Source organism: Salinicoccus luteus DSM 17002 (assembly GCF_000712035.1).
GTDB classification, from domain to species: domain Bacteria; phylum Bacillota; class Bacilli; order Staphylococcales; family Salinicoccaceae; genus Salinicoccus; species Salinicoccus luteus.
The window spans coordinates 421,622-446,374 of the sequence record NZ_KL544008.1 but is presented as its reverse complement, the minus strand read 5'-3'; the positions used below and the strand labels follow the sequence as shown (position 1 = coordinate 446,374).

Below are 24,753 nucleotides of genomic sequence, written 5' to 3'. Positions count from 1 at the left end.
CTCGAGACCCTCAATCACTCCTGCCACCCTCTTCTTTTGCGTCTGTGCCCGCTTCCTCCTCAGCTTCCGAAACCATATCGGCAAACAGGCCGTATACGTAGTTCTCTGCACTGAATTCCTGGAGGTCATCCAGCTGTTCGCCGAGGCCGACGAACTTCACCGGAATACCCAGTTCGTTCTTTATCGCAAGGACGATGCCCCCCTTGGCCGTGCCGTCAAGCTTGGTCAGGATGATGCCTGAAACGTCCGTGACCTCCTTGAATGCCTTCGCCTGGCTCAACGCATTCTGTCCGGTTGTCGCATCCAGTACGAGCAGGGATTCATGTGGTGCACTTGGAACAACCTTCTGGATGACCTTCTTGATTTTTGACAGCTCATTCATCAGGTTGCCCTTGTTCTGGAGGCGGCCGGCAGTATCACAGATCAATACATCCGCCTTGCGTTTTTTGGCTGCATTGACGGCATCGAACATCACCGCTGCAGGGTCGCTGCCCTCCGCCTGGCGGATGACATCGACGCCGACACGGTCCCCCCATATCTGCAGCTGGTTGATCGCCCCTGCACGGAATGTATCCCCGGCGGCCAGCATGACACTTTTGCCCTCCTGCCTGTACTTATGGGCAAGCTTGCCGATGCTCGTCGTCTTGCCGACGCCATTGACACCGACGACGAGGATGACAGTAAGCTCGTCATCCTGCATGTTCACCGTTTCAGGCAGGTCGTCATTGCGCTCATAGATTTCGACCATCTTCTCGACGATCGTCTCCCTGAGGTCGGCGGTTTCCGTAATGTTCTTCACCTTCGCCTCATGACGGAGTTCATCGGTGAGCTCCATCACTGTATTGAAGCCGACGTCCGCTGAGATCAGCACTTCCTCCAGGGCTTCAAAGAAATCTTCATCGACTGTACGGTAGCGCGCCATCAGTTCATTGATTTCATTCTGGAACTTCTCCCGGCTCTTTTCGAGGCCGGCCTTGAATTTATAGCCGATCTGCTCCTGTTCCCATTCCTCGAACTCCTCTATACTGATCAGACCGTCATCGAGGGCCTCACTCTGGGACTCGAGGGATTCCTGCTCCTCGGGATGCGGCTGGTCGGTTTTCGGCTGGAATTTATCTTTCAGTCGTTTTAAAAAGCTCACACTGTCTCTTCCTCTCTGATATTATCTTCATATTCCTTCAGATCCACGCTGATCAGCTGACTCACGCCGCGTTCCTGCATCGTCACGCCAAACAAACGGTCGCTCTCCTCCATCGTTCCCTTGCGGTGGGTGATGACGATGAACTGGGTGTCTTCTGCCAGCTGCTTCAAATATCGGGCATAGCGGATGACATTCGCTTCATCGAGTGCCGCCTCCACTTCGTCCAGTATGATGAATGGACTCGCCCGCACTTTCAGCAGACTGAAGAGCAGGCTGATGGCTGTCAGCGCACGTTCGCCTCCCGAAAGGAGGGATAGTGTGGACAGCTTCTTGCCGGGCGGCTGGGCGTAGATTTCGACCCCCGACTCCAGATAGTTGCCGGGTTCCGTCAACCTGAGTTCCGCCTGGCCGCCGCCGAACATCGTGCTGAACACTTCCCCAAAATGCTGGTTGATCTGTTCAAATGAGGACTGGAAGCGGATGGCTACTGCCTCATCCATTTCTTCTATGACTTCAAGCAGCGTCCCCCTGGCCTCGAGCAGGTCATTCTCCTGGGATTTCAGGAACTGGTAGCGTTCATTCACCCGGTCGAACTCCTCGATGGCGCCGAGGTTCACAGGCCCAAGCTCTTCGATGCTCTTCCTGTTCAGGGATATCTTCATCCTTTTCTGGTCGATGTTGGAGAAGTCCTGGTATTCCGCTTTGGCTCTATCATACGTCGTTTTGTATGTTTCCGACAGATATTCGATCTTCTGTTCGATCTGTACATCCAGCTTTTCCTTCCTGCCTGTATGCTGGCGCAGTTCTTCCTGCAGCGTATCCAGCTGTTTCAGATGTGCAGCCTTGGTCTCCTGAAGTATATTATACTCCCTTTTCATCTCATGCTGAAGTGTTGCCGCTTCCTCCGTCGCTTCGTTGAGCGCTTCGACCCGCACTGCAAGTGCCTGCCTTTCAGCTTCAAGGGCATCCACATCAATGCTGCCGAGATCCTGCTCGATCAGCCGCTGCTGGCTGACGATGTCCTCCACCAGCCCGCTTGCCTCCTCGAGTTCTGCGGCCAGCCGTTCCATTTCGTCTTCGGCATGGGCGAGGCGCTCCCTGACCGTGGCATATTCCCTTTCCATGGCGCGGCTCTCGTCCGTCAGCTGACGGAGCGTCTCCTTCTTGTCCTTGTCGGACGCACTCATTCTCCGGATGCGTGCATCGAGCGCCTCAAGGGCTTCATCAGCCTTCCTGATGCGTTCGGTATAATCTTCGTCTCCGCCTGCAGCGTCATGGCTCTCGAGCTCAGCTTCAAGCAGCGATATGTTCTCCTGCCTTGCCTCGAGCTGGTATTCAAGGCGTCTGCGCTCACTTTCGACTGCATCGTTCTGTTCAGACAGTTCCCTGCCTCGAGACTCCAGCCGTTCATATTCCGCCATCTGGTCAGCCAGCCTGCCGCCAAGGGTCTTGACGGACTTCTCGATTTCAGCCGTACGCTTCCGGTAGGCTTCAAGCCTCTGTTTCGTCTCAAGGTGCTCGCGCTGGCTTTCGATGATGGAACTTTTGGCGTTTTTGGAACCGCCGGACATGGCACCGCCGGGCATGATCGTCTCGCCGTCCAGCGTAACGATGCGGAGCTTATGGCGGATCTCCTTGGCGAGGGCCGCCGCTTCGTCGATCGTGGCGGTGACGAGTGTCATTCCGAGCAGATGGGAGACGATGTTGTCTATATCCGCTTCATAGCCGACCACTTCCGACATCACTTCCGCATCAATCGACGAGCGGTTGATGATTTCCCGGATATCGGAATGGATGTGCTTGTGACGGATGATGTCGGCGGGCAGGAAAGTTGCAAAGCCGGCTTTGGCATCCTTCAGGCGCCTTATGGCACGTTTCGCACTGTCCTCATCCTGTGTGACGATGTTCTGTGACTGTGCCCCCAGTGCCGTATCCAGGGCTTTGACATACCGGCTTTCTGCAGAAAGCAGTTCCCCGACGGCACCGACGATGCCATCCGGATCCCTGCGGTTTTTGAGGATGAAGCGGGCACCCGGATAGTACCCGCGGTATTCATTCTGCATGGCGGTCAGCATCTCGAGCTTCGACGACTGTTGTTCTATATACCGTCTGGCAGTATCCAGGTTCTCCTTCTCCTTGTCATACTGTGCTTCGAGCGCCTGCAGGCTTTCCTTGGCTTCCCTGTAGGCCGCCCGCGCTGAAGAGAGGTCCCCTTCAATCTTTTCATGCCGCTCCTTGAGCTGTGCGGAGGTTTCCGTCTCCTCTTCCTGCGCTGCCTTCAGCGACTGCAGCCGTTCCGACTTCTGGCGGACGCTGTCGTCCAGACGCGCCTTCTCGGTCTCGGCACGGCGATGTTCATTCTCGAGCGTCGTCTTCTCGACCATCAGGTCATAATACTGGTCCTTCAGCTTCTCGATCTCTTCACTCTGATCCTCGAGCAGCTCACGGCGTTCATTCTCCGTCTCCTTCAAAGCCTGTCCGAGACGTTCTGCCGTACGCTTCAGCTGTGTGAGGTTCTCTTCAGCCTCCACCTGCTGGGTGCGTACGCCGTCCCGGCGCTTTTCGGCGGATGCCAGACGCTGGGAGAGGTCTTCGCTCGCCTGGCCCCGGTTGTTTTTGCGCTCATTGTATAGCGCGATGCGGCCGTTGGTCTGTTCGAGCTTTTTGGAATGGTCCACGAGTTCCCGGTTCAGTTCCCGGTTCCGGCGGTCGTGGGCATCCCGCTTCTCCGCCACTTCTGCCATGCGGTGTTCCGTCTCCGCAAGCTTCCGGCGGTGCTGTTCAATGTGCCCCTCCGTTTCCGAAAGGGCCTTCCCCTCGGCTTCAAGCAGACCGATCAATGCATTCAGGTCATAGACCGTCACTTCGATATCGCTATGGCGCATCTCCTCTTTCAGGGCGAGGTATTCCTTGGCATTTGCGCTTTCCTTCTCCAGCCTGCCCACCCTGGATTCGAGTTCATGGATGATGTCATGCACGCGGCTGAGGTTCGCTGCGGTATCTTCAAGCCGCTTTTCGGATTCCTTTTTGCGCAGCTTGTATTTCATCACCCCTGCAGCTTCTTCGATGAGCCCACGCCGCTGGTCGGGCTTCGCCTTCAGCACCTCATCCACCTCGCCCTGCGAGATGATGTTGTAGGCGTTTCGGCCGAGGCCTGAATCGAGGAAGAGCTCGTTGATCTCCTTGAGGCGGCTCTTCTCATTATTGATGTAGTATTCACTGTCGCCATTACGGTAGAGTTTTCTTGTGATATGCACTTCGTCCGCATCGAGCTGGATCACCTTCGAACGGTTGTCGAGTACGAGCCTGACGAACGCAAAATTCATCGGCTTCCTGTCCGATGTACCGTTGAATATGACATCCTCCATCTTGACGCCGCGGATGGAGCGGGCAGACTGCTCGCCCAGCACCCAGCGGATTGCATCGGTGATGTTGCTTTTCCCGCTGCCGTTGGGGCCGACCACTGCAGTGACGCCGGCATCGAATTTGATGTTCACCTTATCTGCGAATGATTTGAATCCGTGTGCTTCTATTGCCTTCAAATATACCATCAGCGCTTCTCCCTATTCTCCATTTCACTCAAGGCATGCTGTGCTGCCTTCTGCTCCGATTCCTTCTTGGAACGGCCGGTGCCTCTGCCGATCATGTCGCCATCTGCAAATACGCCTGTGACAAACGTCTTGTCGTGGCTCGGTCCGGTGGCTTCAAGCAGCTGGTATTCCACGCTTTTCCGCTCGGTCTTGTGCATCTTCTCCTGAAGCCCCGTCTTATAGTCGATGACCGCGTTATAGTCGCTGTTTTGGACCTCCGGAAAGACATGCCGTTCGAGGAACTGCCGTGCCTCGTCGGTCCCACGGTCGAGGTACAGCGCACCGAGGAACGCTTCAAATGTATCGGAGACGATCGACGGGCGCTCCCTGCCGCCGGTCTTCTCCTCTCCCCTGCCAAGCAGGATCAGCGGCTGCATTTCGAGTTTGGATGCGAATACTACAAGTGAGGGTTCACATACTATATTGGCTCTGAGCTTGGTCAGGTCGCCTTCCGGCAGACTCTGGAAGCGATTGTATATATAATCTGAAACCATCAATTCTAGTACAGCATCGCCGAGGAATTCCAACCGTTCGTTATTGTATATCTTGTCCATCTGCAGATCATTTATATAGGAACTGTGCATGAACGCCTGGACATACAGCCCCTCGTCACCGATCGTTATGCCTGTCCTTTTGACGAATGACTGGAAAGCCCCACGGAATTTCTCAAGTCCGCGCTTTGCATGCCTGTCCTTTCTGATCCGTTGTTCTATTTCATTGAATGTCATCATTTCAGCCTCCCATTCCATTTATTTTATACGATTATCCATATGAATAAAAGTTTTGACATAAAAATAAAATCCACTCCGAAAAGTGGATTTTATCATTACTTCGCTTCCAGTTTGTCGATGTAATCCAGAGCGTCGCCTACAGTGTTGATCTTCTCGGCTTCCTCATCCGGAATTTCCATTTCGAACTCATCTTCAAGTTCCATGACAAGCTCAGCGATATCTAAAGAGTCCGCACCAAGGTCATCCTTGAAAGATGCTTCTCTCGTCACTTTTTCTTCATCGATTCCAAGTTTGTCCACGATGATGTCTTTTACTTTGTCAAAGTTTTTTGCCATTATTCTTCACCTCCCTCCAATGGTACCACAGGGCCTAGCCCATGTACATACCACCATTTACATGAATCGTCTGGCCGGTGATGTAGCGTGCCGACCCGGATGCAAGGAACGCCACCGTCTCCGCAATATCATCGGTATTGCCGAAGTGGTTCAGTGGAATCTGCGCAAGCATCTGCGACTTTACATCATCGGACAGGACATCGGTCATGTCGCTTTCGATGAAACCCGGGGCCACTGCGTTTACAGTGATGCCCTTCGGCGCAAGCTCCCTCGCCACGGATTTCGTCATGCCGTCGATGCCCGCCTTGGAGGCGACATAGTTCGTCTGGCCTGCATTTCCGAGGGATCCGACGATGCTCGAGATGTTGATGATCCTGCCGCCCTTCTGGCGGATCATCGGACGGGCGACGTTCTGGATGACATTGAATGTTCCCTTGAGGTTGACGTCGACCACCTGATCCCATTCCGCCTCCTTCATGCGCATCAGCAGGTTGTCCTTCGTGACCCCTGCATTATTGACGACAAGGTCGATGGAACCATGCGTGTCCGTGATGTACTTGACCATGGATTTCACTTCATCGAAGTTCTGGACCTGGCACTGGACTGCTTCTGCGCTGCCGCCGTCCGACTCGATCTCCGATACGACCGCTTCTGCCCTGTCCTTCGAACCGGAGTAGTTCACGATGACCGTATAGCCCTCTTTGCCAAGTTTCAGTGCGATACTTCTGCCGATGCCGCGTGAGGCACCTGTAACCAATGCAATACTACCCATTTTGAAACTCCTTTACCTGCTCCATCGTATCGATGTTCGTTGTCTTGATGGAGCGGTCTATTTTTCTCACCAGACCGTTCAATACTTTCTTCGGACCCACTTCGACGGCTTCCGTCACACCGGCTTCCGCTGCCGCCCTGATGCACTCGACGAAGCGCACCGGGCTGGTCAGCTGCTCGATCAGCTGGGCTTTGATCGTCTCCGGGACCGTCTCGGCCCTCGCTGAAACGTTCTGTATGACGGGGATGGCCGGTTCATTGAATGTGATGTCTTCGACGAACTTCCCGAATTCCGCCTTTGCCGGCTCCATCAGATGGGAGTGGAAGGCGCCGGAGACATTCAGCGGCATGACCCGCCTCGCCCCCTTCTCCTTCGCTTCAGCGGCGAAGGCGTCGACCAGCGTGCGGTCGCCGGAAACGACGATCTGATCGGGTGCGTTGATGTTCGCAGGCTGGACCTTCCGCTCTGCATCGGACATGGAGTCGCACAACTCTGCAAGCGCATCATATTCCATGCCGATTACGGCCGCCATGCCGCCGCCTGTACTCTCTGACATCAGTTCGCCACGCTTTGCAACGATCTTTACGCCATCCCTGACGCTGATGACGCCTGCATGGACCAGTGCCGGCAGCTCTCCGAGACTGTGGCCGAGGACGATGTCCCCCTTCAGTCCCGTAGCAGCGAGTACCGCCAGGCTGTGGGCGAACAGCGCCGGTTGTGTGTATTCCGTCTGGTTCAGACGTTCGTCCTCCTCGAACATGATCGACTTGAGGTCGAAGTCCACATTCATGAACACTTCATCGAGGAGCGTCCGCCCTTCCGGCGAGTTTTCATAGATGTCTTTCGCCATTCCACCATATTGGGCACCCTGCCCTGGAAATAGAATCAGTTTCTTCATGCTTCCCCCACTCTCTCTTTTATCCTTTTAATCGCATCAGATTCCGCCATGCGCTTTGCCTGCCTGATGGCGGAAACGATCGCCACGCTGTCGCTCGACCCATGGGCCTTCAATACATTGCCGTTTAGACCGAGCAGCGGCGCACCGCCGTATTGGCGGTAATCCAGAAGGTCCCGGATGGCCTGGACATCCTTTTTGAGCACCAGGGCCGCAAGCTTGTTCTTCGCGTTCTTGAGGAAGGCCCGCTTCATTTCGCCCATCAGACCCATCGCGGTCCCTTCCAGCGTCTTCAGGATGACGTTTCCTGTGAATCCGTCCGTCACCGCTATGTCCACCTTGCCTGAAATTATATCCCGCGTCTCGAAGTTCCCTACGAAGTTCAACCCGCTTTCGTCCAGCAGCTTGTAGGTCTCCTTCGTCAGTTCGCTCCCTTTGTTCGCTTCGCTGCCGTTGTTGACCAGGCCGATGGTCGGATTGCTCCGCCCCTCATTCTCCCTCATATAGAGGTCGGCCATGACTGCAAACTGGTAGAGGTGCTGCGGCTTGTTGTCGGCATTCGCCCCCATGTCAAGCAGCATCATCCCCTCTTTGCCTTTGCCTGTGGTCGGCAGCAGTGTGGCGATTGCAGGGCGCTCCACACCTTTGATGCGCCCGACGACGAACAGCCCTGCGCTCATCAGTGCACCGGTGTTGCCGGCGGAAATGCACGCATCCGCCTCACCGTCCTTCACCGCCCGGCACGCCCGTACGAGTGAGCTGTCCTTCTTCCTTCTCACCGAACGGACGGGATCGTCCTCGGATTCGATTTTTTCAGTGACTTCTATGAACTCCACTCGTGGATGATTCCCGGAATACGCACCCTTCAGGCCAAATAATAGTACTTCAAGGCCCTCGTCTTCTTCGACAGCCTGAAGTACGCCCTTTTCGATTTCCTCCGGTGCATTGTCTCCACCCATAAGATCGACTGCAATTTTAACCATTCTCTTCACCTTCACCTGTATAATACATCTCAAAACGCCCCTTGAATACAAGACGCTGTTCTATTTTCGATTCGACCGTAATGACGGCAATCCTGCCGTCCATCTTTTCGACGACTGCCTTTGAAACCACCTTGTCCCCGAGTTTGGCCGGCCGGATGAATTCTATCTGGGCCGACTTCGTCAGTGCCAGCGGCTCATCGATGACCGCGACACACAGGGAGTTCGCCTGGGCGAACAGATAATGCCCCCGGGCGATCCGGTTCTTCCGGAATACATGGCCCTCTTCAACGATGAAGAGCGAAAGTGCATGGTGGTTGAGCTCCAAATCGATGATTTCCCCGATCACTTCCTGCAGGGAGAGGCTTCTGATCTTATCCGTCTCCTCCCTTGCCACGTGCTTGATGCGTTCCCTCAGCTCGGGGATGTTCAACTCTAGGCGATCCAGCCGGATCGTCTGTATACTGACATCAAACATTTCCGCCAATCGTTCATCAGTCAGGAAAGGGTCTGTCGATACCTTCTCGAGCAGAAGTTCCTGGCGTTCTCTTTTCTTATATTTCGCCATATGTCATCCTCTTTTAGTAGTTGGTACTAACATCAGTATATATAACTGCTTTGGTGATTTCAAACACTTTATAGCATATATGACAAAAAAATGGCGCTGTGCCCGAAGGCCCATGCGCCGGCATGCTATTCCATTATCGTCGCCTTTACGATCAGACGCTTTTCAAAAAGGAGCGTCTCGGGGTTGTAGTCCTCGCATGTGATCAGAGTCAGCTGCTGGGGATGGTCCCTCTTCTGATCCAGTACTTCGACCTGTGAGGGGTCGACTTCGAACATATCAGTGATTTCATAGCTGCGCACTTCATCTCCAGTTCCGAACTCGACGATGTCTCCGACGGCGGCCCGGTCAAGATGGTTGAAGCGGATGCCGGCCCCCTCCACGCGGTGCCCCGCGATGGGGATGTTCTGCATGTCCACATGATCGATGGCGTCGACGAACGACAGGCCGCTCTTCAGCTTCTCTTCGGTCACCGGTCCAGAAAACACCGGTTCCTCTATGTCAGCAGATTCAATCCTGAGGACACCGGCCACACCTTCCATATCATATGATGCACTCTGGTCCACTCCGGTGACGAAGGATTCCAGCCTGTTCACCTCGACCGGTCTGCTGTCATCGTGGTAGGACTCGATCATCCGGTCATTTACCCTGTCTATGAAAATCTCCCGGATATCCTGCCAGAAGAACAGCAGGAGCCCTGCCGCAATCAGCAGGGCTCCGGAGAGTCTCAGGACATGTTTCATTCGCCCGCCTCCATTTTTGCACTGTATTCTATCGCGCTCATCCTGGCATGCTCAAGCACGCGGTAGTCCTCGGCCAGGTCGGCCACCTTGAACTGGGGCAGCCCGCTCTGGCGGACACCGAAATAATCCCCCGGGCCGCGCATCTCAAGATCCCTTTCGCTCAGTTCAAAGCCATCCGTCGTGCTCGTCATGATGTCCATGCGGAGTTTCGCATTCTCGGTCTTCGGATCGCTGATCAGCACGCAGTAGCTCTGCTTGTCGCTCCGGCCGACACGCCCCCTCAGCTGATGGAGTGTGGAAAGGCCGAAACGCTCGGCGTTGAATATGACCATGAATGTGGCATTCGGTACGTTGATGCCTACTTCTATGACCGTCGTCGACACGAGCACCGGCTTCTCGTGCGATTCGAAGCGGCGCATGCCGGCATCCTTCTCATCCGGTTTCATGCGCCCGTGCACCAGTTCGACGTTCTCCTCACCGAATCGGTCGGTGAACAGCTGGAAGATCTCCTGGACATTCTTCAGGTCGAGCGTCTCCGATTCCTCTATCAGCGGCGCTACGATATAGGCATTATGGCCTTTCTTTATTTCGGCCGCCAGTGCATCGAGCACTTCGTCCGTCTCATCGAAGCGGCGCCAATATGTCTCCACCGGCTTCCGCCCCTTCGGCATCTCCTTGATGATGGAAATGTCCATATCACCGAATGTGGTGATGGAGAGGGTCCTCGGAATCGGTGTCGCAGTCATGTAGAGCACATTCTTCCGATATGCCCGGTCGTTCAGACGCCTCCTCTGGTTGACGCCGAAACGGTGCTGCTCGTCGGTGATGATGAGGGAGAGCCTGTTGAAGACGACATCATCTTCGATCAGTGCATGGGTCCCGATGATCAGATCGATTTCCCCCGATTCGAGTGCTGCCAATATACCAATCTTCTCTTTCCTCGACGTATTGCCGGTCAGCTTGGCGATGTTCAGGAGACCATCGAATATTTCAAGGAATGACTGGTAGTGCTGATTTGCGAGCACTTCGGTCGGCACCATCAGTGCCGTCTGCTCACCTATCGTCTTCACCGCATAGCTTGCGATTCCCGCGACAATCGTCTTGCCGCTGCCGACATCCCCCTGCAGCAGGCGGTGCATGGACACATTCTGCTTGAGGTCCCGGCATATCTCGTTCACACTCCGCTTCTGATCGTCCGTCAGTTCAAAGGGCAGTGTGTCGATGAACGTGCGCAGCGCCTCGACATCATAGTCCACGATATACCGCTCATTCCTTACACGCTCCCTTTTGCGCTTCTCCATCAGCTGGAGCTGGAAGATGAAAAGCTCGTAGAATTTTATCGTCCGGCGTGCTTCATTGATGTCATGCGCACTCTGTGGAAAGTGCAGCCGCCGGAGCGCCTCCCGGACCGACAGCAGCCGGTATTTCTCCTTCAGGTCCTCGGGCAGATCGTAGTTGAAGATGCAGTTTGCGAAGACTTCCGCCACAATCTTATGGAACGTCTTCGAGTGCATGACGCCCCCGAGGGAGTATTTCACACGGTAGCCGCCCGAAGTATCGTATACGAGCCTCTGGGCGTTGATCTCGAGCTTGTGCCGCTGGAACTTGCCCGAAACTTTGACCGTCTCCCCCACCTTCAGCTTGTCCTTCAGGTAGGGCTGGTTGAAGAATACGACCTTGACGTACATGCCGTTGATCTCCATGAACACCGTCAGCCGATTTTTGCCGCCCCTGAAGTAGGCGAGTGCCGGTTCCGTCTGGACGGTGCCGGAAACGGTGACCTTGTCATTATGTCCGGCTTCCGTCAAGTTCATGACTGTCAGGTTCTCATGCCCGCTCGGAAGGTTGAATACGATATCATTCACGTCTTTGATGTCCAGTTCCAGCAATTTATCACGGAGTTTCGGACCAACACCCTTCAGGTCTTCGACCGGCGTCGGGGGTGTCACCACCTGGTACATGACGGGCATTACTGTTCACCGAAAAGCTCGGCCTTGATGCGCTCCCCTGTCGGTGTGCCGGCCAGTCCGCCGCGGCCGGTCTCCCGGAGTGCAGAAGGCATCGTCAGGCCGATCTTGTACATCGCTTCGACCACTTCGTCTGCAGGAATCCTGGATTCGATTCCGGCCAGAGCCATATCCGCTGCCGTCAATGCATTGCTTGCACCGGCCGCATTCCTTTTTACACACGGCACTTCCACAAGACCGGCGACGGGATCGCAGACCAGTCCGAGCATATTCTTGAGCGCAATCGCAAAGCCATGGGCGCTCATCTCAGGCGTCCCCCCGGCCATTTCCACAAGGGCCGCGGCAGCCATCGCACTTGCGCTGCCCACCTCTGCCTGGCATCCGCCGGCCGCACCGGAGATGCTTGCATTGTTCGCCACGACAAAGCCGAAGGCGCCGGAAGTGAAGAGGAACCTCACCATTTCCTCCCGGGAGATATCATGCTTCTCACGCATTGCGAATAGGACGCCGGGCACGACACCCGCCGATCCGGCGGTCGGTGTGGCACATATCTTGCCCATGGCCGCATTCACTTCATTCGTACTGACTGCATGCGCAATCGCGTAGAGTGTCAGTTCCCCACTCAGACCTTTGCCGCTGTCGATATACTTCTTCATCTTGACCGCGTCCATGCCGGTCAGTCCGGTGGTGCTCTCCACCCCGCCGATGCCCTCTTCGACAGCAGATTCCATTACTTCGAGGTTCCGCTCCATATCCTTGTAGATATCGAGGTAGGACCTGCCCGTCACTGCCATCTCCTGCTCCATCATCACATCTGAAATCGCCTTGTTTTCCGATGCTGCCTGATCTATCAATTCCTGAATACTTTTAAACATGATGGCCCCCCTAGCTTTCCTTCATTTCGATTACTCTGTCCACACCGGATGCCGCACGCACCTCTTCTATCACTGCTTCATCGATTGTATCATCGAGTTCGATCGTCATCAGGGCCACATCGCCCTTTTCCTTGCGGGCCACATTCATCTGGCTGACGTTGATCTCATTGTTTCCGAGTATTGTGGTCACCCGGGCGATCGTTCCGAAAGTATCCTTATGGAATACCAGCAGCGCCGGATAATTCCCGGACAGGTTGATCGGGTAGTCATTGATGCTGACCACTTCAATCTTGCCGCCGCCGATTGAAATGCCCTCGACCGTCAGCTGTTCACTGCCCTTCACCAGGTGGAGGACTGCAGTGTTCGGATGGGAACGCTCCTCCTCCATTTCGATGAACTGGTACTGCATGGACGATTCCTTGGCAAGCGCCTCTGCAGTGATGATGCGGTCGTCATCCGTGTCGAATCCGAGCAGTCCACCGATGAGTGCAACATCTGTACCATGCCCCTTGTATGTATCCTTGAAAGATCCATAAAGGTATATATCCACATGATCCGGCTGGCCGCCGAACAGGCTGCGTGCAAGCAGTCCGATCCTCGCTGCTCCTGCTGTATGCGAAGAGGAAGGGCCGACCATTACCGGGCCGATGATATCGAATACACTTTTATACTTCATACAATCGCCTCCAATTTTAAAAAGACCCCACCGGCACATTCGGCCGATGAGGTCCCTATGACTATTCTACAGATAGTAGATAACTATACACCGGCTGCTGTCCGTCATGAACTTCAAATTCAACTTCGTCATGTTCTGGTTCAATCGATGAGATGATGCGCTCCACTTCTTCGGCGTCGCCTTCCTCACCAATCAGTACAGTTACAATTTCAGATTCCTCATCAAGCATGGATTCTATCAGCTGCTTCAATGTTGCTTCACGGGAATCGTCCGCTCCAGTTATTTTACCATCTTTAATGCCCATATGTTGGTTTTTCTTTATTTCCATGCCATCTATCTTCGTATCCCTCACCGCATAGGTGACCTGCCCCGTCTTAACATGCTCGAGGGACGCCTCCATCGCTTCCCTGACCTGCTCAAGGTTTTCATCCGGAGAATAGACGAGGAGGCTAGACAGTCCTTCCGGTATGGAACGTGTCGGAATCACCACTGCCGGAATTTCAAGCATGTCACGGGCCTGTTCAGCCGCCATGATGATGTTCTTGTTGTTCGGCAGGATGATGACCTGCTTTACATCTTCGCCTTCGATGGTCCGGAGGATATCCTCCGTCGATGGGTTCATCGTCTGGCCGCCATTGATGATATGCGTCGCCCCGATGCTCCTGAAGAGCTCATTGATGCCCTCTCCTGAAGAAACAGTGATGATGGCGGTGTCATAGGCCCGGCCTTCCTGCTTCCTGCCTGCGGATGCACCCTTCTTCTCCTGGATCTCCCTGAACTGTTCCCGCATGTTTTCAATCTTCATTTTGATCAGTTCACCGTATGTTGCACCGTATGTCATCGCTTCGCCCGGTGTCTCCGTATGGACATGGACCTTGACGATTTCATCGTCCGAGATGACCAGGAGGGAGTCTCCGAATTCACTCATGTCCTGCCGGAAAGCATCTTCATCGAACTTCTGCTTGTCCGCCTCGAAGCGCACCATGAATTCCGTACAGAAACCATGCTCGATATCTTCTGCCGACATGAATTCATCGAACTCATGGGCATCATTGACGAAAGTATCCGTATCGGCCGGCTTGCTGCCGGCTTCAATGGTTTCACCCTTCAGTGCGGAAAGGAATCCCTGGTAGACGTAGACCAGGCCCTGTCCGCCTGAATCGACCACACCAACCTCCTTCAGAACAGGGAGCAGATCCGGTGTTCTTTCCAGGGAAGCTTCCGCCTCTTCAATGACCGCTTCCATGATGGCGATGATGGAGGATTCTTTTCCGGCGGCCTCTCCAGCCCTGTCTGCGGAATCTTTGGCTACTGTCAGTATCGTCCCCTCAACAGGCTTCATCACTGCCTTGTATGCCGTCTTCACACCGGCTTCGAAAGCAGCAGAGAAGTCTTCCGCACCGATTTCATCCCGCTCCTCGATCGCTTTGGAGAACCCTCTGAACAGCTGGGAGAGTATGACGCCCGAATTGCCGCGCGCCCCCATCAGCAGGCCTTTTGAGAAGTGTCTGCCCACGGTACCGATATGTTCATCTTCCCTGTCTTCAATCTCGTTTGCGCCTGAAGTCATGGACAGGTTCATATTCGTACCCGTATCACCGTCCGGAACAGGGAAGACGTTCAATGAATCCACATATTCAGCATGCTGCCGAAGGTTTTCGGCCCCGCTTAAAATCATATTCCTAAACATTTTTCCATCTATCTTATCCATCGCTTAGTAAATCCTCCCTGATCAGTCCTCGGTATTGATGATTCTGACCCCTTGGACATGTATATTCACAGATTTGATATTGAGTCCAAGTGTCTTTTCAAGTTTGTATTTTACAGTTGATTGTACATTCGTCGCCACTTCTGATATTTTTATTCCATAGCCGACGATGATATACAGGTCGATATCAATATTGCCTTCATTGTTCTCAACGATGACACCACGTGCGTAGTTCTCCTTGCCGAGCAGTTCGGCAAACCCGTCCCTGACCTGGTGCTTTGAAGCCATGCCGACCACGCCGTAGCTTTCCACTACCGCTCCACCGGCGATGTTCGCGATGACATCCATGGCGATATCGATGCTTCCCAATTCATTTTTAATTTCAAGAGCCATTATTTTTCCCCCTGACACATCATTTTATTATAAGCAGAAACAACGTATAAATACAAGTGAATTCAATTGGGCATAATGCAGCTCCCGCAGAAAATTGCTTGTAAAAATTTTTCTTATCATGTATTATATTATAGTATGCAATTAAACCTACAATCAATGTTTATGGTAATATTTATAAAAGGGAGATGACAACATGGCTAAAGAATGCTTTTTCACTGGTCGCAAGGCGACTTCAGGCAACAACCGTTCACACGCAATGAATGCCAACAAGAGAAGATTCGGTGCAAACCTTCAGAAGGTAAGAGTTATGGTTGACGGCAAACCACAAAAAGTTTGGGTTTCAGCCCGCGCCCTCAAATCCGGCAAAGTTGAACGCGTCTAATTACGAATAACCGAAAAAACCATCCGACCCTGTCGGATGGTTTTTTTTAGAATATATTGATCAGATAGACCATGATCATTGCTGTAAAAATGGCCGGAATCATATTGCCGACACGCATATGCGTGACGTTCAGCATGTTGAGCCCGATGGCGAGCAGTATGACCCCGCCTGTACTCGTCACCTGTTCGATCATCTCATCCAGTATGAATTCCGGAATCACACGGGCGATCTGCTGGGCAGAGAGAATGATGCCGGATTCATATAAGAACGTAGGAATTCCTGATATGATGACGCCAAGACCATATGTAGTGGTCATTACAATCGCAATGAAGAAGTCCATAATCGCTTTGGTGAAGAGCACCTCGTTGGACCCTCTGAGTCCGGCATCAAGGCCGCCTACAATCGCCATGGCCCCCACAATGAAGACAAGTGTACCCGAGACGAAACCTTGGGAGAGGTTCCCGGCGTGCTTGTCTCCAAGCTTGAACTCCATCCAGTGGCCAAACCGGTTGAGTGCCTCCTCAAGACGTATGATCTCGCCGATGACTACCCCGACGATCAGGCTGAGCAGGGTGATGATGATGTCCTCCGTCTGCACCACCATCTGGATGCCGAGGGTCACGATGATGAGTCCCTGGATCTTCATGATGGAATCCTTGATCGCATCCGGAATGAAGGTGAATACCAGCCCGAGCACCCCGCCGATGATGATGGCCATGCCGTTGACAAATGCACCTGCTAAAATCATTCGACCCCCCCTTTTCTATTCATCTCTGGATTGTATCATAATTATCGGTTCATCTGTATGCACAGTTGCCTTTGTATCAAGAAACTCATTGCTGATCGTAAGTGTTGCACCGAGCTTCAGAAGCTCCTTATCAAGATTGTATTCAAACCCTTCGAGTGTCAGCGAAGTCCCTTCAACAAAGGGGATGAACGATACATATTTCATCGGTTCGACCTTTTCGATATTATGGGTGCCGGCATCAAGGCGCCGCATGATGTTCTGGGCGTCGATCAGTGTAATATCGGCATCCTTGAATTCACCATGCATGAGCAGGAATATGTTGCCCAGGGTATGATCCAGCCGGCCGCCGATTGCCCCATAGACATCTATCGACTGATAGCCGCGCCCCACAAGATCCTTCAGACACATCTCAAGGTCCGTATCATCTTTCCGGGAAGGTACGGGCGCCACTTCCATATGCCGCTTTATGAACGCCCATTCCGACGCATCCACGGAATCGAAGTCCCCATACGTGTAATCGGGGACAATGCCTTCCTTGAGCAGAAGGTAGACGCCGCGGTCCACCCCTGCCCACCTTTCATTTCTTCTTTCGTGTGGAATGCCCGGACTGTCCTCACGGATCAGCACATTGATGTGATTCACTGCTTCATCTCCCTGATTGCTTCCTGCCAATCCTCCGACTTGAAAAGATGGGAACCGCTGACGAACAGGTCCGCCCCTGCTCCCCTGCATATTTCCGCCGTCTCCTGGTTGATGCCGCCATCCACTTCAATCTCATATTCATATCCATTATCGGTCCTCAGCGCGTCCAGCGTGCGGACCTTGTCCACACAGGTATCGATGAACTGCTGTCCGCCGAATCCCGGATTGACCGTCATGATCAGTATGAAGTCGATTTCCGCCAGCAGGTGCTGGATATGCCCGACCGGGGTGTGGGGATTCAGTGCAATACCCGCCTTCATGCCGCTCTGCTTGATGCGCTGCATCAGCCTGTGGGGATGGTTGGTCGCCTCAATATGGAATGACACCATGTCGATGCCGAGTCCGCTGAATTCATCGATGAACTGCTCCGGATCGAGCGTCATCAGGTGCACATCAAGCGGGATGGCGGCAGTCCGGCTGATGGCCTCGACCACCGGCATGCCGTAGGAGATGTTTGGTACGAACTGTCCGTCCATGATATCGAGGTGGAAGATGTCCGCTCCTGCCGCCTCCATTTTTTCGATGTCATGTCCGAGTCTCGTAAAATCACTCGCCAATAGTGATGGAAGTACTTTTGTCATGTCAATACCTCGCCTTTCTGTTTTCGATTTCCTGATAGATGGACAGATAGCTCTCATGACGGCTGGCCGCGAGCCTGCCATCGGCCACCGCCTGCTTCACGCCGCATTTCGGCTCCTTGATGTGCTGACATTCCCTGAACTTGCATGCGTCGCTGAAATGATTGAAGTCCGGGAAGCAGAACTTCAGGTTATATCTGTCGAGTTCAGTGAATTCTATCGTGCTGAAACCGGGGGTGTCGGCAATCAGGCCGCCTGCGATTTCCACAAGCTCGACATGCCGCGTCGTATGCTTGCCCCGGTTCAGTGCATTGGATATTTCTGCAGTATTCAGCTCAAGCTCCGGCACGAGCGTATTCAGCAGCGTGGACTTGCCGACACCGGACTGCCCTGCCAGAACACTGATCTTGTCTTTGAATATTCCCTTCAGATCTTCATTGATATGATGGCGGTCGGTGAAATGGATGTCGTATATGGGCTGGTAGACAGCTTCGATTTCTTTGAGATACCCTTCATCCTTCAGAAGATCCGTCTTCGTGATGACAATGACCGGCTCGATGTCATGCGCTTCTGCATAGGCAAGAAAGCGGTCCAGGAGGTAGTAGCTGAACTCGGGGGATTTCATGCTCATCGTGATCAGCACCTGGTCGATATTGGCGACTGGCGGCCGCATGAGTGCATTCTTACGCGCATGTATCTCCCCGATATATCCTTCATTTTCATTTTCGACTTGGAAGGTGACGATGTCGCCCACCAGCGGTGATTCCTTCGTTTTTCTGAACAGCCCACGGGCTCTCGTTTCATAGAGGACCCCCTCCGATTCCACATAATAGAAGCCGCTGAGCGCTTTTGTAATTCTACCTTTTAGCATACCTCACCCCGAAATAGTTTTTCTCCATTATAACAGTTACCCTCTTTATGATAAAATATGACTAGCACTTTCTATAAGGAGGAATTATTATGGCAGAATCCATTCAGGCAAGCGAAGTACAGAACGTCACTAAGGACGAAGGGAATGTACTGATTGATGTAAGGGAGCGCGATGAACTGGAAGAGACGGGCTTCGTGCCCGGCGCCCAGCACTATCCAATGTCCAACATCGACAGTGCCCTGCCGAACCTTGACAAGGACAAGAAGTACTATGTCATGTGCCGCTCCGGCAAAAGGAGCGCACAGGTGCAGAACTACCTCCTCGACAACGGCTACGATGCTGTGAATGTCGAAGGCGGCATACTGGACTACGACGGACCGGTCAACCACCTGTAGCATCCGCACCAAAGGCGCCCGCCCGGGCGCCTTTTTTTACTTCTATTTCTTTCCGAGCTTCATATGGTCCTGAATGATAGCCGCCAGTATGGGACTGAAGTTGACTGACGGTGCAAAAGTTATGGAACCCTCCGGCAGAATCCCCTCAACCGCCTTCTCCATCTTTCCGGTCAGAAAACCGTCCTCCAGGTCAATCGGTACGATGATGAAGTCCCCGGCCCTGTCCAGCTGCTCGGACAGGCGCTCTACAGAAAGCTCGCCATAAAGCGTTGCGGGATGTGCCGGCATGCGGATATCAAGGTTTGCCACAAGCTGTTTCAGCTCACGGTCCGCCTGCGGATAATCTTCATTTCCATGCGCCATCACGATGATCGTGACATCTTCCACAGCAAGCTCCGCCACCCGTCCTTCCACAAATCGGGCCATTAGATGATGGGTGCCGACGGGAGGCGCAACAGTCCAGCGCATGTCCTGATATTCCGCCTTCAAATGTTCGAGTGCCTTCGGAATGTCGCGGGAGTAGTGCGAGGCCGAGAAGAAGAGGAGCGGGATGATGTTGAAGTCACGCTCCCCCTCTCCTGCCAGCCTGCCGACCACCCGGCAGATGCTCCGTTCATGGCTTTCTATGAACGCCACACTGTACTGTCCTTGTGATTCCATCAGCGTATCCAGGCGGCTTTCCAGCTCCGTATTGCGCGCCTCCCTCTTTGAACCATGCATGACGATGACATCATGTGCCATTCGATCCCCCCTCAACTGCATTATAGCAGATGCTTTTTATTTTTCCATGTGGCAAGTCTGTCCTAAAAGGGTATGTGGATAGGGAGGTGATGCCGGGTGACAATTTCGAATCCCCTGCTCATATTCTTTCTGGGCATGCTTGCGTACCTTGGTGCCAAGCTGATCGACTTCTTCATCGCAAAAGTATACGAGTACATGTGGAATGCCCACGTCAAGGACTGGTTCGTCCGCGGACTCAACAGCGGCAGCCGTGTGATTGCCTGGGTCGAATCGTCCCCGCTCTTCAACTCCATCTTCCGCTCCATATTCATGCAGGATATACAGTACGGGGAGTATGAGGGCGAGGAGCGCTATTTCAGTGTAAGGGACAAGGTGATCACCGAACTGGCGACGATGATGGAGCCGGGGCGCTACTACACTTTCAGCGAGCTGTTCGCCCTTCTGAAGCCGATCATCCCCGAACTGTTCGATGCGTCGGACAAGAAGGACCGGACTGCTGTACTGGAAGGTGCCGTCAAGCAGCTGGAACTCGATCCCAAAACGAATTTCAACCAGACCGTCATCGAAAACAAAAGGTATTTCTACATCCCGGGCAGCCAGGAAAGCGGCAATCTTCAGCCGATCGTGGAAAAAGTGAGGCGGAGCATTCCGGAGGTGATGGCACCTGGAGAGGAATACACCTTTTCCACACTGCTCGCTGCACTCGCGGAAGCCGTGCCAGAGCTCCATGACCGCGAGCAGGACCGCCTCCGCGTCGGCATCCTGCAGAGTGTCATCAACCGCCTGGACCAGACTCCCGTGCCGGGCCTCGAAGTATCCGTGGCCGCAGACAGCACGAAGCGCTTCAAATATGCCGCTCCGGAATAATGACTTCATTTCACGCATCAAAAAAACCTTCCACAGCCTGGCTGTGGAAGGTTTTTATTCTGTGTATACTATCCGCGGTCAACATTCTCCTGGACATTCTCGATGATGAATCCGCTCTTGATGTAGCCCGGGATGCTGTTGAGATCCACTGTAAGATCCTGTTCAGGCACATCATAGCTGATTTTGCCGGCGAAGTATTTCATCGTCTCTTCCATGATGATGATGGTCATCCACTCACCTGCACAGCGGTGGTTCGTGTAATAGTCCCCGCCACCTTGTGGGATGAGGTCGAATGGGCTGCCATCCCAGTCGCGGAAGCGCTCCGGATAGAACTCATCAGCATTTTCAAAGACGTCGTCCCGATGCATTGTACCGTAGATGTCCAGAACCAGCATCGTGTCCTTCTCGATGTCGTGGCCCTCAAACTGGATGTCCGTCTTGGCTTTTCCAGGGAGGAACGGAACGAATGGATAGAAGCGTCTGACTTCCTGGGAGAACATGTAGGCATAGTCCGGTTCGTTCTTGATTTTCTCTTTTGAAATTGGATGTTCATACATGGCAAGCAGACCGAATGATACAAAACGGTTGATTGCGATCAGTGGACGGAATGTATTCATGAGGTCGATTGCACAGAGTCTGGAATCCATTGGATTACCCTTGTAGTCTTCCCAATGGGCAAACTCGTAGAGTGCCGTCCCCTCCGGAGGGAATATTTTGCCTTTGCGCGTCTGGATGATCTGGTCTTCGAGCCAGTCCTCAACACGGCGGCGTGCGGCTACAGAGGCTTTATATCCTTTGTAGGCAGTACCCAGCCCTTTGAAGGAGTCGATCATGATGTCCATGTCAGTCGCGATTTCTTCGATTTTCTCTTCCGGGGCCTGTACACCCGCCCACTTGGTGCCGACTTTGGTCAACAGGATGATGGATTCCCTGTAGATGTTGATCTGGTCCATCTGTTCCATCCTGTGGGTATTCATGTACCAGTGATTGCGCGTCAGTTCCCTGAGATGCTTCAGGTTGCCTTCCGTCATGAGGGACATGAAGAGCGCTTTCCTGTCGACGTGCTTCTTTCCTGTTGTCGTATGGATGGCGCCTTTACCAAACAGTGTGTTCACCAGACGTTTTGGAAGCGTCCCTGAACGTTCTGTCTTGTCATTGTCATAAAATAGCTCGGCGGCCTTCTTACCGCTGATGACGATGGCGCGTTTTCCGCCAAGCACCCTTGTTTCAAAGATATTATCTGATCCAAGGCGCCTTCTCTGGTTCGTTGTATAGAGATAGCCCTCTTTCATGACTTTCAGAGTGTTATCGAGACCCTTGTGCTTCTTGATTGTGCTCATAAATTTTCCTCCAATTTCAGTATTCCTATCTCATTATATATAAATCATTGCATATATGCCAATAATTACTCATATGGAATCTCTTCTTCACGCACGGTTTCCCCTTCGACTTCAATGCGGTAGGATGCCGTCCCGCCTTCCTGGATGATGAGATTCAGCGTATACTCGGTATCTTCTGTAATCTCGAGGGTATCAAACACCTCATCCATTGAATTGTCCTTGTCATCGACGTAGATTTCGACAGTTTTTGCCTCGGCTGCATCTTCTTCTTCGCTGCCTTCACCTTCTGCCTCATCCCCATTCTCTTCCTCGGTCGGCTCTTCTTCGGCATCCGCTTCAGATTCATAGGGGATGGTGATCTCTTTGGCAAACTGCTTTTCGTCCGGCGGCTCTTCTCCAAGGGAGACGATCATACGGATTGGGGATCCCGGCACGAAGTTTCCGTAGCTCGGATCCTGGCTGATGACATGGCCGCTCTCCACTTCACCGCTGTAGGCCTCCTGTATCACTTCGACATTAAAGCCCTGTTCAGTGAGCTCGCTTTCTGCCGTCTCGTAGGGCTGGCCCGTATAGTCCAGTACCTCCACGGTTTCAAGCCCCTGGGAGACTTCAAGCCTCAGTGCTTCCGCCGCCGGATCCACTTCATCCCCGGCCTCGATGGACTGCGATAGAACGGTCCCCGGCTCGGAATCATCATAAACTTCATCAATCTCCACAGAACTGAACCCGATGGCGTCGATTGTGCTTCTCACACTGTTGTATTGGTCACCGGTGAAATCCTCCATCACGTATGGCTCTTCACCCATGCTGACAACAAAATCCACTGTCGATCCCTTCTCCACCTCGTTGTCGGCCTTCGGCGATGTCTCGACGATCCTGTCGGCTTCGAAGGTGTTGTTGTATTCCTCAGTAATCTCGCCGAGAATCAGATCGTTCTCCTCGAGCAGCGGTTCGGCCTCCTCCATGGTCATCTCCTGCATATCCGGCATCACCACCGTGCTACTGCCCTGCCACAGCATGAATCCTGCCATCAGAAGGGCGGCCATGACCAGGAACAGCGGCACCGTCCACAGCAGTGCACGCCACCTTCTTTTACGTGGTATCCCTTCCTCCTCATCCTCCGCCTCGTGAGCATCAGGTATGACTGCAGCGGTCTCGACCGTCTTTTGCTCATCTCTTCCGGGAGGCGCTTTGTCTAGTGCCCGCCCCTCCTTGAAATCATTCAGGTCATGAAGAATCTCGTCCACCTGGCGATAGCGGTCATATGGATCCTTGTTCGTACACTTATAGACGATATGGGCGAGATCCTCGGGCACCTGCCGATGATGCAGGATGTCCGGCAGGGGTTCGGATATGTGCTTCAGGGCGACCGACACAGCCGTCTCCCCATCAAATGGCAGTGTACCGGTCAGAAGTTCGTAGAGGACGATGCCGAACGAATATATATCCGTACGCTCGTCCGTCTTCTGACCTTTGGCCTGCTCGGGGGAAATGTACTGTACGGAGCCCATCACCTGGTTGGTTTCCGTCATCTTCGTGTCACTGAGTGCCTTGGCGATGCCGAAATCGGTGATTTTGATCTGCTGCGCTTCATTCATCAGTATGTTCTGCGGCTTTATGTCCCTGTGGATGATGCCGGCATTGTGCGCATGCTTGATGCCCCTCAGTGTCATTTCACTGATCCTGATGGCCTCCTCGAGTGGAACCGGGTGATTGTCCCGGATGTACTCCTTGAGCGTCGGTCCATGGACGACTTCCGTCACCAGCAGATGGTACTCCTCGGATTCATCGACATCCAGTACACTGACGATGTTCGGATGGGCAAGATGAATGGTGCTTTCCACTTCCCGCTGGAAGCGCGCCTTCGACTTTTCACGGTTTTGGTGGTCCACTTTGATCAGCTTTACGACCACTTCCCGATCCAGGATGATGTCCCGGGCCAGATAGACGGAACTCATCCCGCCGCCCAGGTACTTCATCACTTCGTAGCGATCGGAGACGATCCGGCCGATCACTCCCCTTCACTCGCTTTCAGATCGGCCAGAACGAGGCTGATATTGTCGGTGGATCCACTCTTCAACGCCTGGTCCACCAGCTGCGACGCCTTCTCTTCAAGTGTCCGGCCGCTCCGGGTGATGATGGCGTGCAGTTCACTGTCCTCGGGGTCGTCCGTCAGGCCATCGGAAGCAAGCAGCAGATAGTCGTACTGCCTGTTCCGCAGCCTGAAGACATCCGCCTGGATCAGACGGTCGGTACCCATCGCCTTTGTGATGATATTGCGCTTCGGATGCACCTTGGCCTCGGCTTCGGTGATCTCCCCTGCATCAACCAGCATGTTGACGAAGGAATGGTCCTTCGTCACCTGTTCGATCATTCGGTCATTCATGGCGTAGGCCCTTGAATCACCCACGTTGAGAATGATGATTGTCTCTTCGATCACAGCTGCCAGCACGAGTGTCGTACCCATGCCCTGATATTCCGGATTTTCCTGTTGGTAGTCGAACATCCTCCTATTGACGTCCATCACCAGATGGCGCAGGAATTCCACGCCATCTTCAACATTCAGCAAGTTTTCATTTTTCCATGCCGCCCCAATCTCGTCATGTACAAACCGGCTGGCGACATCCCCGTACCGGTGGCCACCCATGCCATCCGATACAAGCATCAGCGTCTGCCCCGTGCCATTCTGGAAAATACCTGTAACATCTTCGTTGAGATCCCTGTAATCCCCCCGAATACTCTGATCGATGACTTTCAA

At 53.5% G+C, this 24,753-nt stretch carries 25 protein-coding genes; 3 read left to right on the top strand and 22 right to left on the bottom strand.

Annotation, left to right across the window (positions count from 1 at the left end):
- Nucleotides 1–10: 10 nt before the first annotated feature.
- The 14 genes from ftsY to BO53_RS0112000 form a co-directional block, all read right to left on the bottom strand.
- Nucleotides 11–1,141, bottom strand: coding sequence for a signal recognition particle-docking protein FtsY (gene ftsY, locus BO53_RS0112065; protein WP_031548552.1), 1,131 nt, complete (start codon nucleotides 1,139–1,141; stop codon nucleotides 11–13).
- Nucleotides 1,138–4,692 carry a chromosome segregation protein SMC gene (smc, locus tag BO53_RS0112060; protein WP_031548551.1) on the bottom strand — a complete coding sequence of 1,185 codons (3,555 nt, stop codon included), beginning with the start codon at nucleotides 4,690–4,692 and terminating at the stop codon, nucleotides 1,138–1,140. The genes ftsY and smc overlap by 4 nt, the downstream gene beginning before the upstream one ends.
- Entirely contained in the window at nucleotides 4,692–5,459 is a 768-nt protein-coding gene (gene rnc, locus BO53_RS0112055) for a ribonuclease III (RefSeq protein ID WP_031548548.1), read from the bottom strand. Before rnc ends, smc begins: the two co-directional genes overlap by 1 nt.
- Nucleotides 5,460–5,557: 98 nt before the next feature.
- Complete coding sequence (locus BO53_RS0112050; RefSeq protein ID WP_031548546.1) at nucleotides 5,558–5,797, bottom strand: acyl carrier protein; 240 nt, start codon at nucleotides 5,795–5,797, stop codon at nucleotides 5,558–5,560.
- 34 nt (nucleotides 5,798–5,831) lie between these two features.
- A complete protein-coding gene (gene fabG / locus BO53_RS0112045) occupies nucleotides 5,832–6,569 on the bottom strand; it encodes a 3-oxoacyl-[acyl-carrier-protein] reductase (protein ID WP_031548544.1) in 738 nt (245 codons plus the stop codon).
- Nucleotides 6,562–7,467, bottom strand: a complete 906-nt coding sequence (gene fabD, locus BO53_RS0112040; protein ID WP_031548543.1) for an ACP S-malonyltransferase — start codon at nucleotides 7,465–7,467, stop codon at nucleotides 6,562–6,564. Before fabD ends, fabG begins: the two co-directional genes overlap by 8 nt.
- Entirely contained in the window at nucleotides 7,464–8,447 is a 984-nt protein-coding gene (plsX, locus tag BO53_RS0112035) for a phosphate acyltransferase PlsX (protein ID WP_031548541.1), read from the bottom strand. Before plsX ends, fabD begins: the two co-directional genes overlap by 4 nt.
- On the bottom strand, nucleotides 8,440–9,012 hold the full coding sequence (gene fapR / locus BO53_RS0112030; RefSeq protein ID WP_031548539.1) for a transcription factor FapR: 573 nt from the start codon (nucleotides 9,010–9,012) through the stop codon (nucleotides 8,440–8,442). Before fapR ends, plsX begins: the two co-directional genes overlap by 8 nt.
- 125 nt (nucleotides 9,013–9,137) lie before the next feature.
- Nucleotides 9,138–9,752: a class A sortase gene (locus BO53_RS0112025; RefSeq protein ID WP_031548537.1), complete on the bottom strand. Its 615-nt coding sequence runs from the start codon at nucleotides 9,750–9,752 to the stop codon at nucleotides 9,138–9,140.
- Nucleotides 9,749–11,722, bottom strand: a complete 1,974-nt coding sequence (gene recG, locus BO53_RS0112020) for an ATP-dependent DNA helicase RecG (protein ID WP_037342208.1) — start codon at nucleotides 11,720–11,722, stop codon at nucleotides 9,749–9,751. The genes BO53_RS0112025 and recG overlap by 4 nt, the downstream gene beginning before the upstream one ends.
- On the bottom strand, nucleotides 11,722–12,594 hold the full coding sequence (gene sdaAA, locus BO53_RS0112015; RefSeq protein WP_031548533.1) for an L-serine ammonia-lyase, iron-sulfur-dependent, subunit alpha: 873 nt from the start codon (nucleotides 12,592–12,594) through the stop codon (nucleotides 11,722–11,724). The genes recG and sdaAA overlap by 1 nt, the downstream gene beginning before the upstream one ends.
- A 10-nt stretch (nucleotides 12,595–12,604) precedes the next feature.
- Nucleotides 12,605–13,270, bottom strand: a complete 666-nt coding sequence (sdaAB, locus tag BO53_RS0112010) for an L-serine ammonia-lyase, iron-sulfur-dependent subunit beta (protein WP_031548530.1) — start codon at nucleotides 13,268–13,270, stop codon at nucleotides 12,605–12,607.
- 61 nt (nucleotides 13,271–13,331) lie between these two features.
- A complete protein-coding gene (locus BO53_RS0112005; protein WP_031548528.1) occupies nucleotides 13,332–14,981 on the bottom strand; it encodes a DAK2 domain-containing protein in 1,650 nt (549 codons plus the stop codon).
- A 21-nt stretch (nucleotides 14,982–15,002) separates the two neighbouring features.
- Entirely contained in the window at nucleotides 15,003–15,371 is a 369-nt protein-coding gene (locus BO53_RS0112000) for an Asp23/Gls24 family envelope stress response protein (RefSeq protein WP_031548526.1), read from the bottom strand.
- A gap of 193 nt (nucleotides 15,372–15,564) precedes the next feature.
- Between BO53_RS0112000 and rpmB the strand changes: the two genes are divergently transcribed.
- The gene (gene rpmB / locus BO53_RS0111995) at nucleotides 15,565–15,753 is read left to right on the top strand and encodes a 50S ribosomal protein L28 (RefSeq protein WP_031548524.1); all 189 of its coding nucleotides are present in this window, start codon (nucleotides 15,565–15,567) and stop codon (nucleotides 15,751–15,753) included.
- A gap of 46 nt (nucleotides 15,754–15,799) precedes the next feature.
- On the opposite strand, the gene BO53_RS0111990 is transcribed toward rpmB, so the two are convergent.
- From BO53_RS0111990 to rsgA, 4 genes are read right to left on the bottom strand one after another with little or no spacing between them, the layout of a single operon-like run.
- Nucleotides 15,800–16,501 carry a DUF554 domain-containing protein gene (locus BO53_RS0111990; protein WP_031548522.1) on the bottom strand — a complete coding sequence of 234 codons (702 nt, stop codon included), beginning with the start codon at nucleotides 16,499–16,501 and terminating at the stop codon, nucleotides 15,800–15,802.
- A gap of 15 nt (nucleotides 16,502–16,516) precedes the next feature.
- Entirely contained in the window at nucleotides 16,517–17,143 is a 627-nt protein-coding gene (locus BO53_RS0111985; protein WP_051683115.1) for a thiamine diphosphokinase, read from the bottom strand.
- Nucleotides 17,140–17,784, bottom strand: a complete 645-nt coding sequence (gene rpe / locus BO53_RS0111980) for a ribulose-phosphate 3-epimerase (RefSeq protein ID WP_031548517.1) — start codon at nucleotides 17,782–17,784, stop codon at nucleotides 17,140–17,142. Before rpe ends, BO53_RS0111985 begins: the two co-directional genes overlap by 4 nt.
- A 1-nt stretch (nucleotide 17,785) precedes the next feature.
- Nucleotides 17,786–18,652, bottom strand: a complete 867-nt coding sequence (rsgA, locus tag BO53_RS0111975) for a ribosome small subunit-dependent GTPase A (protein WP_031548515.1) — start codon at nucleotides 18,650–18,652, stop codon at nucleotides 17,786–17,788.
- 89 nt (nucleotides 18,653–18,741) lie between these two features.
- On the opposite strand from rsgA, the gene BO53_RS0111970 reads away from it, so the two are divergent.
- The gene (locus BO53_RS0111970) at nucleotides 18,742–19,047 is read left to right on the top strand and encodes a rhodanese-like domain-containing protein (protein WP_031548513.1); all 306 of its coding nucleotides are present in this window, start codon (nucleotides 18,742–18,744) and stop codon (nucleotides 19,045–19,047) included.
- A 42-nt stretch (nucleotides 19,048–19,089) separates the two neighbouring features.
- Here BO53_RS0111970 and BO53_RS0111965 read toward each other — a convergent pair whose 3' ends face one another.
- Nucleotides 19,090–19,788: a sirohydrochlorin chelatase gene (locus BO53_RS0111965; protein ID WP_031548511.1), complete on the bottom strand. Its 699-nt coding sequence runs from the start codon at nucleotides 19,786–19,788 to the stop codon at nucleotides 19,090–19,092.
- A 96-nt stretch (nucleotides 19,789–19,884) separates the two neighbouring features.
- Here BO53_RS0111965 and BO53_RS0111960 point away from each other — a divergent pair, with 96 nt between their 5' ends.
- Nucleotides 19,885–20,655, top strand: a complete 771-nt coding sequence (locus BO53_RS0111960; protein WP_031548510.1) for a hypothetical protein — start codon at nucleotides 19,885–19,887, stop codon at nucleotides 20,653–20,655.
- 68 nt (nucleotides 20,656–20,723) lie between these two features.
- Here the strand turns inward: BO53_RS0111960 and BO53_RS0111955 are convergent, their stop codons facing one another.
- From BO53_RS0111955 to BO53_RS0111945, 3 genes are all read right to left on the bottom strand, one after another.
- Nucleotides 20,724–21,995, bottom strand: coding sequence for a cytochrome P450 (locus BO53_RS0111955; RefSeq protein WP_031548508.1), 1,272 nt, complete (start codon nucleotides 21,993–21,995; stop codon nucleotides 20,724–20,726).
- Between the two features lie 65 nt (nucleotides 21,996–22,060).
- A complete protein-coding gene (gene pknB / locus BO53_RS0111950; protein WP_245608239.1) occupies nucleotides 22,061–24,010 on the bottom strand; it encodes a Stk1 family PASTA domain-containing Ser/Thr kinase in 1,950 nt (649 codons plus the stop codon).
- Nucleotides 24,007–24,753 (bottom strand): Stp1/IreP family PP2C-type Ser/Thr phosphatase, encoded by a 747-nt coding sequence (locus BO53_RS0111945; RefSeq protein WP_051683114.1) that lies wholly within the window; start codon nucleotides 24,751–24,753, stop codon nucleotides 24,007–24,009. Before BO53_RS0111945 ends, pknB begins: the two co-directional genes overlap by 4 nt.

Bases quoted from the DNA above. Each gene is read 5' to 3' on its own strand.
- sdaAA (WP_031548533.1), bottom strand. From the start codon at position 12,594: ATGTTTAAAAGTATTCAGGAATTGATAGATCAGGCAGCATCGGAAAAC.
- rsgA (WP_031548515.1), bottom strand. From the start codon at position 18,652: ATGCTAAAAGGTAGAATTACAAAAGCGCTCAGCGGCTTCTATTATGTG.
- BO53_RS0112000 (WP_031548526.1), bottom strand. From the start codon at position 15,371: ATGGCTCTTGAAATTAAAAATGAATTGGGAAGCATCGATATCGCCATG.
- fapR (WP_031548539.1), bottom strand. From the start codon at position 9,012: ATGGCGAAATATAAGAAAAGAGAACGCCAGGAACTTCTGCTCGAGAAG.
- fabG (WP_031548544.1), bottom strand. From the start codon at position 6,569: ATGGGTAGTATTGCATTGGTTACAGGTGCCTCACGCGGCATCGGCAGA.
- BO53_RS0111970 (WP_031548513.1), top strand. From the start codon at position 18,742: ATGGCAGAATCCATTCAGGCAAGCGAAGTACAGAACGTCACTAAGGAC.
- rpmB (WP_031548524.1), top strand. From the start codon at position 15,565: ATGGCTAAAGAATGCTTTTTCACTGGTCGCAAGGCGACTTCAGGCAAC.
- rpe (WP_031548517.1), bottom strand. From the start codon at position 17,784: ATGACAAAAGTACTTCCATCACTATTGGCGAGTGATTTTACGAGACTC.
- BO53_RS0112050 (WP_031548546.1), bottom strand. From the start codon at position 5,797: ATGGCAAAAAACTTTGACAAAGTAAAAGACATCATCGTGGACAAACTT.
- smc (WP_031548551.1), bottom strand. From the start codon at position 4,692: ATGGTATATTTGAAGGCAATAGAAGCACACGGATTCAAATCATTCGCA.
- recG (WP_037342208.1), bottom strand. From the start codon at position 11,722: ATGCCCGTCATGTACCAGGTGGTGACACCCCCGACGCCGGTCGAAGAC.
- rnc (WP_031548548.1), bottom strand. From the start codon at position 5,459: ATGACATTCAATGAAATAGAACAACGGATCAGAAAGGACAGGCATGCA.
- plsX (WP_031548541.1), bottom strand. From the start codon at position 8,447: ATGGTTAAAATTGCAGTCGATCTTATGGGTGGAGACAATGCACCGGAG.
- BO53_RS0111965 (WP_031548511.1), bottom strand. From the start codon at position 19,788: ATGGCACATGATGTCATCGTCATGCATGGTTCAAAGAGGGAGGCGCGC.
- BO53_RS0112025 (WP_031548537.1), bottom strand. From the start codon at position 9,752: ATGAAACATGTCCTGAGACTCTCCGGAGCCCTGCTGATTGCGGCAGGG.
- BO53_RS0111990 (WP_031548522.1), bottom strand. From the start codon at position 16,501: ATGATTTTAGCAGGTGCATTTGTCAACGGCATGGCCATCATCATCGGC.
- BO53_RS0112005 (WP_031548528.1), bottom strand. From the start codon at position 14,981: ATGGATAAGATAGATGGAAAAATGTTTAGGAATATGATTTTAAGCGGG.
- sdaAB (WP_031548530.1), bottom strand. From the start codon at position 13,270: ATGAAGTATAAAAGTGTATTCGATATCATCGGCCCGGTAATGGTCGGC.
- fabD (WP_031548543.1), bottom strand. From the start codon at position 7,467: ATGAAGAAACTGATTCTATTTCCAGGGCAGGGTGCCCAATATGGTGGA.
- BO53_RS0111955 (WP_031548508.1), bottom strand. From the start codon at position 21,995: ATGAGCACAATCAAGAAGCACAAGGGTCTCGATAACACTCTGAAAGTC.